The sequence below is a fragment of the Streptomyces sp. DI166 genome (genome assembly GCF_900091315.1).
GTDB lineage: Bacteria > Actinomycetota > Actinomycetes > Streptomycetales > Streptomycetaceae > Streptomyces > Streptomyces fuscus.
Genome location: NZ_FLSP01000007.1, coordinates 109,392 through 120,756 on the forward strand (window position 1 = coordinate 109,392; position 11,365 = coordinate 120,756).

Here is an 11,365-nt window from a genome sequence, read left to right on the forward strand (position 1 = left end):
CTCACGCCTCCTTCGTCTCGATGGGGGCGGAGGGACGGCGGGTGCGGCGCAGGGGCGGCTGGGCGCCGAGGCGCTTGGGGTCGAGGCCGGACCAGGGATGGCCGCTGGCGAAGAACTTCCGGCGTGCCAGGAGCGTCAGCAGCGGCTTGGTGAACAGGAACACGACGACCACGTCGAGCAGGGTGGTCAGACCGAGCGTGAACGCGAAGCCCTGGACCTTGCCGACGGTGACGACGAACAGCACCGCCGCGGCCAGGAACGACACGAAGTCGGAGACCAGGATGGTGCGCCGGGCGCGCGGCCAGGCCCGCTCGACGGAGGGGCGCAGGGTGCGGCCCTCGCGGATCTCGTCGCGGACGCGTTCGAAGTAGACGATGAACGAGTCGGCGGTGATACCGATGGCGACGATGGCACCGCAGACGGCCGGCAGGTTCAGCGCGAAGCCGATGGCCGGGCCGAGCAGCGACATGATCACGTAGGTGAGGGCGGCGGAGACCAGCAGGGAGGCCACCGCGATCAGCGACAGGCCGCGGTAGTAGACCACCAGGTAGATCACGACCAGGGCGAGGCCGATGGCGCCGGCGATCAGACCGGCCCGCAGCTGCTCGCCGCCGAGCGCGGCGGTGACGGTGGTGACGCTGTCCTCGCTGAAGGACAGCGGCAGGGCGCCGTACGACAGCATGTTGGCGAGGCTCTGCGCGGACTCCTGGTCGAAGTTGCCGGAGATCTCGGCGGTGCCGCCGGTGAGGGCCTCACGGACGAACGGGTCGGAGACGACCTCGTTGTCCAGGACGATCGCGAACTGGTTCTGCGGGGACTGCTTCTGGGCGAGCTCGCCGGTGATGTCGCCGAACTTCTTGCGGCCCTCGCCGGTGAACTTCATGGTGACGGTCCAGCCGGCGGCGGACTGGGTGTTGAAGACCGCGTCGGCCTCGTCCACGTCGGTGCCGTCGACGGCGGCCGGGCCGAGGATGTACTTCTGCCACTGGCCCTGCGCGTTCTGACCGCAGGCGACGGTGGAGTCCTCGGGCTTGGAGCCCTCGCCGGCCTTGGCGCGGGCCTTCTCGTCGGTGCAGTCGAGCTTGGCGTACTGCTCCTCGACCTTGCCGCTGTCGGCGGCGCCGGAGGGGCTGGCCGACGGGGAGGCGCTGGAGCTCGCGCTGTCCGACGGGGTGGGGTCGGCCTTCAGGGCGTCGGAGGCGGCCCGGCCCTGGGTCGTCGAGGTCGCCGACGGGGTGGCGGTCGCCGAGGGGGACGAGGAGGAAGTGGCCTCGTCCTCGTCGGCGTCCTTCTCCTTGTCCTTGTCGCCGGTCTTGTCCTTGGAGCTGCCGGAGGCGCTCGGGGACGGGCTGGCCGGCGGGGCGACGCCGGACACCTCGGTCGCGACGACCGGGCGGAAGTAGAGCTTGGCGGTGGTACCGACCTGTTCCCGGGCCTCCTTGGAGTTGGTGCCCTTGGGGATGTTGACGATGATGTTCCGGTCGCCCTGGGTCTGGACCTCGGCCTCCGAGACACCAAGACCGTTGACGCGCCGCTCCATGATGTCGACGGCGGTGTTCATGTTGGTCTTGTTGATCGCGGATTCCTGGCCCGGCTCCGCCTCCGCGCGCAGCGTGATGCTGGTACCGCCGGCCAGGTCGATACCGAGACGCGGGGTGGTGTGCCCGGAGAGGAACATCCCTCCGGTGAGCGCCACCATGGCGATCAGAATGAGGACCAGCGAGCGCCCTGGCCTGCTCTGGGCGCCCGCGCTCCGGCCCTTCTTAGGTGCTGCCACCTTCTCGTACTCCCTCTCGGGCCGCCGTGCGCCGGGTGGGCGGCGGCGGCCATGACAATGGTCGGGACCCCCTGCGAGAGCCGCGTGTGTCCCGGGGCGCGCGAACGGGGACGGCGCGCCCCGGGTCAGCGGCTACTTCGCGTCGGTGTCGCCGTCGGACTTCTTCGGCTCGCTGTCGGCCTTCGTCTCGGCGGCCGCGACGTCGTCAGCGGGCTCCTCGTCGGTGTCCGCGTCCTTCTTACCGAGGTCGACGGACTTCTCGTCGGAGGCGGCGGCAGCGTCGTCGGTCTCGGTGAGGGAGGAGGCGTCGTCCGGGACGACGTCGGCGTCGGTCTTCAGGTCGTGCTCGATGCCGTGGACGATGCGGTTGTACTCGTCGTCGGACAGGACGGCACCGATGGCGTTCTTGGCGAAGAGCAGTTCCACGCCCGGGCCCGCGTCGAGGAGGACGGTGTCGTCGCTGACCTCCTTGACGGTGGCATACATGCCCCCGATGGTGCGGACGCCGGAACCGGGCTGCATCTGGTTCCGCATGTCGGCGGCCTGCTGCTGCTTCTTCTTGGCCGACCGGGTCATCAGGAACATGGCCCCGATGAGCACGATGAACGGGAGGAGGGTCACGAGACTCACGGGTGGGAACTTCCTTCACGCGACCGCGTTGGGGAGCGGCCTGATGGTTGGGGGTGTGGTGCGCCGTCGACAAGGGCGGCATCGGCGGAGTCTAAGCGAGTCCGCGCGCAAGGAACAACGCTCAGCATGGCACTCAGGTTCCTGACCCGGCCAATACCGCGCCCTCATGACGCGGTCACGGTGTCCTCACGCCCCGAACAGGTCCTGTTGTCCGGTTCCGGCCCCCTGGGAGCGTGGCGGGGTGAGGCCGAGATGCGCCCATGCGGCGGGCGTGGCCACCCGGCCGCGGGGGGTGCGGGCCAGCAGTCCCTCCCTGACCAGGAAGGGTTCGGCGACCTCCTCGACGGTCTCGCGCTCCTCCCCCACCGCCACGGCGAGCGTGGACAGGCCGACGGGGCCGCCGCCGAACAGCTTGAGCAGGGCCTCCAGCACGGCCCGGTCGAGGCGGTCCAGGCCGCGGGCGTCGACCTCGTAGACCGCGAGGGCGGCCGCCGCGATCTCCCGGGTGATCAGACCGTCCGCCTTGACCTGCGCGTAGTCGCGGACCCGGCGCAGCAGGCGGTTGGCGATGCGGGGCGTGCCGCGGGAGCGGCCGGCGATCTCGGCGGCTCCGGCGGGGTCGATCTCGACGTCCAGCAGGTTCGCGGAGCGGTGGACGACACGCTCCAGTTCGGCGGGCTCGTAGAACTCCATGTGCGCGGTGAAGCCGAAGCGGTCGCGCAGCGGGGGCGGCAGCAGGCCCGCGCGGGTGGTGGCGCCGACCAGGGTGAAGGGCGGCAGCTCCAGGGGGATGGCGGTGGCGCCGGGGCCCTTGCCGACGATGACGTCGACGCGGAAGTCCTCCATCGCCATGTACAGCATCTCCTCGGCGGGCCGGGACATGCGGTGGATCTCGTCGAGGAAGAGGACCTCGCCCTCCTGGAGGGAGGAGAGGATCGCCGCGAGGTCTCCGGCGTGCTGGATGGCGGGGCCGGAGGTGATGCGGATGGGGGCGCCCATCTCGGCCGCGATGATCATCGACAGGGTGGTCTTGCCGAGGCCGGGGGCGCCGGAGAGCAGGACGTGGTCGGCGGTGGCGCCGCGTGCGCGGGCGGCGCGGAGGACCAGGTCGAGCTGTTCGCGGACCTTCTCCTGGCCGATGAACTCGCCCAGGTCCTTGGGGCGCAGCGCGGCCTCGACGGCCTGGTCCTCACGGTCGGCGACGGAGCCCACCAGGCGCTCCTCTTCGGCGCCGGTGTCGGTGGTGTCGTCCCAGTTCATAGGTGGTGTGCCTCAGCGGTGGTGGGCGGTCAGCGGGCGCGGTTGAGGGTCTGCAGGGCCGCCTTGAGCAGCTGGCCGACCTGGGGGGTGCCCCCGGCGGCCTCGGCCTGCGGGGCGACGGCGTTGACGGCCTCGTCGGCCTCGCGGGTGGCGTAGCCGAGGCCGATCAGGGCGGCGTGCAGCTGGTCACGCCAGCCGTGGGAGACGGGGGCGCCGACCGCGGGGGCGCCGACGGGCTCGCCGAGCCGGTCCTTCAGCTCCAGCAGCAGCTTCTGGGCGCCCTTCTTGCCGATGCCGGGGACGGCGGTGAGCGCCTTCTCGTCGCCGGTCGCCACGGCCCTGCGCAGGGCGTCCGGGCTGTGCACGGCGAGCATCGCCTGGGCGAGGCGCGGTCCGACGCCGCTGGCGGTCTGGAGCAGCTCGAACACCTGGCGCTCGTCGTCGTCGGCGAAGCCGTACAGGGTCAGCGAGTCCTCGCGGACCACGAGGGACGTGGCGAGCTTGGCCTGCTGGCCCATGCGCAGCCCGGAGAGCGTGTTCGGCGTGCACTGGACCGCGATGCCGATCCCGCCCACCTCGACCACGGCGGAGTCGGGGGCGAGGGCGGCGACCGGGCCGCTGACGAAGGCGATCATGCCGTACGGCCTTTCGATGCGTGCAGGGCCACGGCCTGCTGGAGTCGGTTCTGCGCGGGGGCGCGCCAGATGTGGCAGATGGCGAGCGCGAGGGCATCGGCGGCGTCGGCGGGCTTGGGCGGCGCGTCCAGCCGCAGCAGCCGGGTGACCATGGCGCCGACCTGCGCCTTGTCGGCGCGGCCGCTGCCGGTGACGGCGGCCTTGACCTCGCTGGGGGTGTGCAGAGCGACGGGGATGCCGCGGCGGGCGGCGCACAGCATGGCGACGGCGCTGGCCTGGGCGGTGCCCATGACGGTGCGGACGTTGTGCTGGCTGAAGACGCGCTCCACGGCGACGCACTCGGGCCGGTGCTCGTCCAGCCACTGCTCGATGCCCTGTTCGACGGCGACCAGGCGCCGGCCCAGTTCGGCGTCCGCGGGCGTACGGACGACACCGACGCCGAGCATCGTCAGCGGGCGTCCGGCGACGCCCTCGACGACACCGACACCGCACCGTGTCAGTCCGGGGTCCACCCCCAGTACGCGCACCGCGCCCCCCTTACGTCCCGGTCCCTGTCGATCGCCTGTTTGTGCAGGCTATCTGGTGCCACTGACAACGGCGGCGGGCCGGTGGGGTGTGTCCCACCGGCCCGCCGTCAACCGTTCGTCGCCCGCGCGAGCGCGTTACGCGTCGACCTTCTCCATGATCTCGTCGCTGACGTCGAAGTTGGCGAAGACGTTCTGCACGTCGTCGCTGTCCTCCAGCGCGTCGATCAGCTTGAAGATCTTGCGCGCGCCCTCCTCGTCCAGCTCGACCTGGACGGACGGCACGAAGCTGGACTCGGCGGAGTCGTAGTCGATGCCGGCGTCCTGCAGGGCGGTGCGGACCGCGACCAGGTCGGTGGCCTCGCTGATGACCTCGAAGGACTCACCGAGGTCGTTGACCTCCTCGGCGCCGGCGTCCAGGACGGCACCGAGCACGTCGTCCTCGGTCAGCTCGCCCTTGGGGACGATGACGACGCCCTTGCGGCTGAACATGTACGCCACCGAGCCGGGGTCGGCCATGGAGCCGCCGTTGCGGGTCATGGCGACACGGACGTCGGAGGCGGCGCGGTTGCGGTTGTCGGTGAGGCACTCGATGAGCACCGCGACACCGTTGGGGCCGTAGCCCTCGTACATGATCGTCTCGTAGTCGGCGCCGCCGGCCTCAAGGCCCGCGCCGCGCTTGACCGCGGAGTCGATGTTCTTGTTCGGGACCGACTGCTTCTTCGCCTTCTGGATGGCGTCGTACAGCGTCGGGTTGCCCTCCGGGTCGGCCCCGCCGAGACGGGCCGCGACCTCGATGTTCTTGATGAGCTTCGCGAAGAGCTTGCCGCGCTTGGCGTCGATCACGGCCTTCTTGTGCTTCGTCGTGGCCCATTTAGAGTGGCCGGACATCTGCGTGTCTCCTTCGCGTTACCCATCCATGTACGAACGCCAGAGATCCTACAAGGACTCGGCCGCCCGGTTGGCGCGCACCATGTCGACGAACAGCCCGTGCACGCGGTGGTCGCCGGTCAGTTCCGGGTGGAACGAGGTGGCGAGCGCGTTGCCCTGGCGGACGGCGACGATGTGGCCGTCGTGCTCGGCGAGCACCTCTGCCTGGGCGCCGACGGACTCCACCCACGGGGCGCGGATGAAGACGCCCTCCACGGGCTCGCCCTCGATGCCGCGCACGTCGAGCGCCGCCTCGAAGGACTCGTTCTGGCGTCCGAAGGCGTTGCGGCGCACGATCATGTCGATGCCGCCGATGGTCTCCTGCCCGGAGCGCGGGTCGAGGATCTTGTCGGCGAGCATGATCATGCCGGCGCAGGTGCCGTAGACGGGCATTCCGGCCCGCACGCGCGTGCGCAGCGGTTCCATCAGGCCGAACAGGTGGGCGAGCTTGGAGATGGTGGTGGACTCCCCGCCGGGGACGACCAGCCCGTCCACCTCGGCGAGCTCCTCGGGGCGGCGCACCGGCCTGGCCACGGCGTCGGCCGCGGCCAGGGCGATGAGGTGCTCCCGTACGTCACCCTGGAGTGCGAGCACTCCGATCACGGGAGCGGTCATTACCAGCCCCGGTTCGCGTAACGCTCGGTCTCGGGGAGCGTGTCGCAGTTGATGCCGACCATGGCCTCGCCGAGGTTGCGGGAGGCGTCCGCGATGATCTTGGGGTCGTCGTAGAAGGTGGTGGCCTTCACGATGGCGGCGGCGCGCTTGGCCGGGTCGCCGGACTTGAAGATGCCGGAGCCGACGAAGACGCCCTCGGCGCCGAGCTGGCGCATCAGCGCGGCGTCGGCGGGGGTGGCCACACCACCGGCGGAGAACAGCACGACGGGCAGCTTGCCCAGCTCGGCGACCTCCTTGACCAGCTCGTACGGGGCGCGCAGCTCCTTGGCGGCGGCGTACAGCTCGTTGTTGTCGAAGCCGCGCAGCTTGGCGATCTCGTTCTTGATCTGGCGCAGGTGGCGGACGGCCTCGACGACGTTGCCGGTGCCGGCCTCGCCCTTGGAGCGGATCATGGCCGCGCCCTCGGCGATCCGGCGCAGGGCCTCACCGAGGTTGGTGGCGCCGCAGACGAAGGGGGTGGTGAAGGCCCACTTGTCGGAGTGGTTGACCTCGTCGGCCGGGGTGAGGACCTCGGACTCGTCGATGTAGTCCACGCCGAGGGACTGCAGGACCTGGGCCTCGACGAAGTGGCCGATGCGGGACTTGGCCATCACCGGGATGGAGACGGCGTTGATGATGCCCTCGATCATGTCCGGGTCGGACATCCGGGCCACGCCGCCGTCCTTGCGGATGTCGGCCGGGACCCGCTCCAGGGCCATGACGGCGACGGCGCCCGCGTCCTCGGCGATCTTCGCCTGCTCGGGCGTGACGACGTCCATGATGACGCCACCCTTGAGCTGCTCGGCCATACCGCGCTTGACGCGGGCGGTGCCGGTGGCGGGAGCCTGGTTCTCGGTGATGGACACGGGTTTGACCTCACAACGTGAAAAGAGGGTTGCTGCAGCACTGAGGAAACGTGAAGCAACCAGTCCACAGCAAGGGCCAATAGTGAGCCGGTGGATCGTTTTCCCGGCTGGGGCGGTGTCGCGTCGTCCTGCAGGAACGTACCGGGCGGCGTCCCGTACGGGCTCGCGCGGCGCGCGGATGGACGTCCACGGCGCCGGGAAGGCGGACGGCGCACACGGCTCGGTACGGAGACGGCCGGCGCGTGTCCGCGAAGTCGTGTCGGCCGCCCGGACGGCGGGCCGAGCGGCGGCATGGGGGTGCCCCGCACGAGCTGCGCAAAGCCGGGTTCGAGCGTGGGAAGCGTGTTCCCGGCGTGCCGGCCGGCCGCCCGCGTACAACCATTAGGCGGCCGACCTGTGCGGCGAGCGGGCCCCGGCGCGAAGCGCCGGAGGAGCGTGCCAGACGTCGGGCGTCAGGCGGAACTCGCGGGACGTCGCGGACACGCGCGAGGGCTCCGGCCCCGTTCAGGCCCCCCGGTCCGTGAGCGCCGCCGGGGGCTCGTCGTCCATTTCGAAGGCCATCGGGAAGGGAGCGTGGCCGGCCAGGCGGAACCAGCGGACCTTGCGGTGTTCGCGGAGGCGGCGGGCGGCGCCCACGGCGTCGTTGTGGAAGCGGCGGGCCATCGGCACGCGGCGCACCGCCTCGGTCAGTTCCCGGGCGGCCTCCTCTCCCCCGGGCGCCTCCCGGACCACCTCGACCTGGGCCTGCTCGGCGAAGACCGCGCGCAGGGCCTGGCTCAGCTCGCTCTCGGCGACCTCCCGCTGTTCCTCCTCGGCCTGCCGGGCGGCGTGCGCGGCCTCGTACAGGACGATCGAGGCGGCCGGGTCCAGCACACCGGAGGTGGCCAGTTCCTGGGTCACGGAGGCCCTGCGGAGCAACTGCGCGTCGAGGGCGGCGCGGGTGGCGTCGATGCGGGCGTGCAGGCGGTCCAGCCGCCCGGCCGTCCAGCTCAGGTAGACACCGATCGCGACGAGCGCGACGAGGATCCAGATCAGGGTTGCGGTCACGGGCGGCAAGGTTACCGACCCGTGGACCGCTCAGAACCGCTCAGTCCCTGGCCAGCCCCAGCCGTGCCCGCAGCCCCGGCCGCTCGTCGTCGGCCGCCGCCACCGCCGCGGCTCCCGCCGTGACCGTCTCGTACACCGACAGGATGTCCGCGCCGACCGTCGACCAGTCGAAGCGGCGGACGTGGACGCTGCCCCGCTCGCGCAGTTCCGCGCGCCGCCGGGGGTCCTCCAGGAGCCGTACGGCCGCCTCGGCGAGGGCGTCGGCGTCCTCGTTGGCGAAGAGTTCACCGGCCGCGCCCTGGTCGAGGACCTGGGCGAAGGCGTCGAGGTCGGCGGCGAGCACCGGCGCCCCGGCGGACATCGCCTCGACCAGGATGATCCCGAAGCTCTCCCCGCCGGTGTTGGGGGCGACGTACAGGTCGACGCTGCGCAGCAGGCGGGCCTTGTCCTCGTCGCTGACCATGCCGAGGAACTCCACCCGCGAGCGCAGCTCCTCGGGCAGGCCCTCCACGGCCTCCTCCGCGTCGCCGCGCCCGGCGACCAGCAGCCGGGTCTGCGGCCGGGCCGCGAGGATCCTCGGCAGCGCCTTCATCAGCACCGGCAGGCCCTTGCGGGGCTCGTCGATCCGGCCGATGAAGCCGATGGTGTCGCCCTGCCACTCCGCCTTGGGCTCGGCCTTGGCGAAGAAGTCGACGTCGACCCCGTTGGGGATCACCACCGCGTCCCCGCCCAGGTGCTCCACCAGCGTGCGCCGGGCGTACTCGCTCACCGCGATCCGCGCGCTGATCTTCTCCAGCGCCGCCTGGAGGATCGAGTAGGCGGCGATCATCGCCTTGGAGCGCGGGTTGGAGGTGTGGAAGGTCGCCACAAGCGGCCCCTGCGCCGCCCAGCAGGTCAGCAGGCCCAGCGACGGCGAGGACGGCTCGTGGATGTGCACCACGTCGAACTTGCCGTCGTGCAGCCAGCGCCGTACCCGCGCGGCCGACAGGAACCCGAAGTTCAGCCGGGCCACCGAGCCGTTGTACGGCACCGGCACCGCGCGCCCGGCCGAGACGACGTACGGCGGCAGCGGGGTGTCGTCGTCGGCCGGTGCCAGCACGGACACCTCGTGGCCCAGGCGGATGAAGTACTCGGCCAGGTCGCGGATGTGGAACTGGACGCCGCCCGGCACGTCCCAGGAGTACGGGCAGACGATGCCGATCCTCACAGCGTGCCCCTTCCGGGCTCCAGGTCGGCCACCCACAAACGCTGCAGCATGTGCCAGTCCTCCGGATGCTCGGCGATCCCCGTGGCGAAGGCGTCGGCCAGCGCCTGTGTCATGACAGACGTCTTCTCGGCCCGGGTACCTGTCTCGGGCACCTCGACCGGCGGGTGCACGCGTCCCTGCATCACCGGCGAGTCGTCGTACCAGAGCGTCACCGGCAGCAGCAGCGCGCCCGTCTGCTGGGCGAGCAGCGCCGGTCCGGCCGGCATCCGGGCGGTCTCGCCGAAGAACTTCACCTCGACGCCCGAGGCGGACAGATCGCGGTCGGCGACCAGGCAGACCAGCCCGCCGTCGCGCAGCCGCCGGGCCAGCGTGCCGAAGGCGGAGCCGCCGCTGTGCGGCAGCACCTCCATGCCGAGCCCCTCGCGGTAGGCGACGAACCGGTCGTAGAGGCTCTCCGGCTTCAGCCGCTCGGCGACCGTCGTGAACGGCGTCTCCAGCTTGGTGGTCACCCAGGCGCCCGCCAGGTCCCAGTTGCCCAGGTGCGGCAGGGCGAGGATGACGCCCTTGCCCGACGCGAGGCCCTCGGTGAGGTAGTGCACGTCCTTGGGCGCGAAACCACCCTTCACGCGCTCGGCGCTCCACGCGGGCAGCCGGAAGGACTCCATCCAGTAGCGCAGGTAGGAGCGCATCCCCGCGCGGGACAGCTCCGCCAGCCGCTCGGGGCCCGCGTCGGGCACCACGCGCGCGTAGTTGCTCTCCAGCCGCTGCACGCCCTTGCCGCGCCGCTTCCATACGGTGTCCGCGATGGTCCGGCCGAGCCGTACCGCGACCGGCTCGGGGAGCTTCTTGACCGTGCTCCAGCCCAGGCCGTACAGCGCGTCCGTCAGCCGCTCCTGGGCGCTCATTTCGCGGCCTCGCTCCCCTGCGGGGAGTTCTCCGGGGTCTCCGCGTTCTCCACGGCCGTGGCCGCGTCCGCCTCGGCGGCCTCCCGGCGCACCGTGACGACCCGCTGGATCAGCGTGACCAGGCTGCCCACGGCCACGATCCACAGCGCGACCGGCAGCAGGTACTGGATACCGGGCACCCCGAACTTGTGCAGACCCGCGAAACCGGCCGCCACCAGGGAGATCACCAGCCGCTCGGCCCGCTCCACCAGGCCGTTCACGGCGACCGGCAGACCGATCGACTCGCCCCGCGCCTTGGTGTACGACACCACCTGGCCGCTCGCCAGGCAGAAGATGGAGACCGCGCACAGCACGAGGTCGTCGCCGCCCCCGGCGTACCAGAGGGCGAAGCCGCCGAAGATCGCGCCGTCGGCGACCCGGTCGAGCGTGGAGTCCAGGAAGGCGCCCCAACGGCTGGAGCGGCCCAGCTGGCGGGCCATGTTGCCGTCGACGAGGTCGGAGAACACGAACAGCGTGATCACGACCGTGCCCCAGAAGAACTCGCCCTGCGGATAGAACACCAGTGCGCCCGCCACCACACCGGCGGTGCCGATCAGCGTCACCGTGTCGGGGCTGACCCCCCGCCGGATCAGAAACGCGGCGAACGGTGTGAGGACACGCGTGAAGAATGCACGCGCGTACTTGTTCAGCATGGCCTTCCCGAGGTTCGGTGTGGCCGCGCGGCCCCTGCTGGCCACCGGCTGGCCCATCGTAGCCACGCCCGCGCGCGGGCGGCGTACGGGCGCCGGATCACGCCATCCGCGCGGGCGGCGGGCGCGATCACGTCCGTCGTATGGACGCGCCCCGACCGGAGTGGAAAGCTCGAAGAACCGCGGGCGTCACCGGAGCCGCCACCGCACGCGGGTCCGCATGTCCGCGCCCACAGTGACC

General features: G+C 71.6%; 12 protein-coding genes. All 12 read right to left on the reverse strand.

The genetic code is table 11. The features are described 5' to 3' along the window. Window position 1: 1 nt before the first annotated feature. The 12 genes from secD to pgsA all read right to left on the reverse strand — a co-directional run bounded on the left by secD (window position 2) and on the right by pgsA (window position 11,184). Complete coding sequence (secD, locus tag GA0115233_RS05690) at window positions 2-1,777, reverse strand: protein translocase subunit SecD (protein ID WP_093718971.1); 1,776 nt, start codon at window positions 1,775-1,777, stop codon at window positions 2-4. A 132-nt stretch (window positions 1,778-1,909) separates the two neighbouring features. Next, the gene (gene yajC / locus GA0115233_RS05695) at window positions 1,910-2,407 is read right to left on the reverse strand and encodes a preprotein translocase subunit YajC (RefSeq protein WP_093718972.1); all 498 of its coding nucleotides are present in this window, start codon (window positions 2,405-2,407) and stop codon (window positions 1,910-1,912) included. Window positions 2,408-2,593: 186 nt separating this feature from the next. Then, the gene (gene ruvB, locus GA0115233_RS05700; protein ID WP_093718973.1) at window positions 2,594-3,667 is read right to left on the reverse strand and encodes a Holliday junction branch migration DNA helicase RuvB; all 1,074 of its coding nucleotides are present in this window, start codon (window positions 3,665-3,667) and stop codon (window positions 2,594-2,596) included. 29 nt (window positions 3,668-3,696) lie between these two features. Further along, window positions 3,697-4,302, reverse strand: a complete 606-nt coding sequence (gene ruvA, locus GA0115233_RS05705; protein WP_093718974.1) for a Holliday junction branch migration protein RuvA — start codon at window positions 4,300-4,302, stop codon at window positions 3,697-3,699. After that, complete coding sequence (ruvC, locus tag GA0115233_RS05710) at window positions 4,299-4,829, reverse strand: crossover junction endodeoxyribonuclease RuvC (RefSeq protein ID WP_093718975.1); 531 nt, start codon at window positions 4,827-4,829, stop codon at window positions 4,299-4,301. Before ruvC ends, ruvA begins: the two co-directional genes overlap by 4 nt. 135 nt (window positions 4,830-4,964) lie before the next feature. Then, window positions 4,965-5,717: a YebC/PmpR family DNA-binding transcriptional regulator gene (locus GA0115233_RS05715; RefSeq protein ID WP_093718976.1), complete on the reverse strand. Its 753-nt coding sequence runs from the start codon at window positions 5,715-5,717 to the stop codon at window positions 4,965-4,967. A 48-nt stretch (window positions 5,718-5,765) separates the two neighbouring features. Next, complete coding sequence (gene pdxT / locus GA0115233_RS05720; RefSeq protein WP_093718977.1) at window positions 5,766-6,371, reverse strand: pyridoxal 5'-phosphate synthase glutaminase subunit PdxT; 606 nt, start codon at window positions 6,369-6,371, stop codon at window positions 5,766-5,768. Further along, a complete protein-coding gene (gene pdxS / locus GA0115233_RS05725; RefSeq protein WP_093718978.1) occupies window positions 6,371-7,276 on the reverse strand; it encodes a pyridoxal 5'-phosphate synthase lyase subunit PdxS in 906 nt (301 codons plus the stop codon). The genes pdxT and pdxS overlap by 1 nt, the downstream gene beginning before the upstream one ends. 504 nt (window positions 7,277-7,780) lie before the next feature. Beyond that, a complete protein-coding gene (locus tag GA0115233_RS05730) occupies window positions 7,781-8,323 on the reverse strand; it encodes a hypothetical protein (RefSeq protein ID WP_093718979.1) in 543 nt (180 codons plus the stop codon). 40 nt (window positions 8,324-8,363) lie between these two features. Next, on the reverse strand, window positions 8,364-9,530 hold the full coding sequence (locus tag GA0115233_RS05735) for a glycosyltransferase family 4 protein (protein ID WP_093718980.1): 1,167 nt from the start codon (window positions 9,528-9,530) through the stop codon (window positions 8,364-8,366). After that, the gene (locus tag GA0115233_RS05740) at window positions 9,527-10,435 is read right to left on the reverse strand and encodes a phosphatidylinositol mannoside acyltransferase (RefSeq protein ID WP_093718981.1); all 909 of its coding nucleotides are present in this window, start codon (window positions 10,433-10,435) and stop codon (window positions 9,527-9,529) included. Before GA0115233_RS05740 ends, GA0115233_RS05735 begins: the two co-directional genes overlap by 4 nt. Then, a complete protein-coding gene (gene pgsA / locus GA0115233_RS05745) occupies window positions 10,432-11,184 on the reverse strand; it encodes a phosphatidylinositol phosphate synthase (protein ID WP_093718982.1) in 753 nt (250 codons plus the stop codon). Before pgsA ends, GA0115233_RS05740 begins: the two co-directional genes overlap by 4 nt. Window positions 11,185-11,365 lie beyond the last annotated feature (181 nt).

Coding starts and splice junctions, on each gene's coding strand:
- ruvB (WP_093718973.1), bottom strand. CDS start 3,667: ATGAACTGGGACGACACCACCGACACCGGCGCCGAAGAGGAGCGCCTG.
- ruvA (WP_093718974.1), bottom strand. CDS start 4,302: ATGATCGCCTTCGTCAGCGGCCCGGTCGCCGCCCTCGCCCCCGACTCC.
- GA0115233_RS05715 (WP_093718976.1), bottom strand. CDS start 5,717: ATGTCCGGCCACTCTAAATGGGCCACGACGAAGCACAAGAAGGCCGTG.
- pdxT (WP_093718977.1), bottom strand. CDS start 6,371: ATGACCGCTCCCGTGATCGGAGTGCTCGCACTCCAGGGTGACGTACGG.
- GA0115233_RS05740 (WP_093718981.1), bottom strand. CDS start 10,435: ATGAGCGCCCAGGAGCGGCTGACGGACGCGCTGTACGGCCTGGGCTGG.
- pgsA (WP_093718982.1), bottom strand. CDS start 11,184: ATGGGCCAGCCGGTGGCCAGCAGGGGCCGCGCGGCCACACCGAACCTC.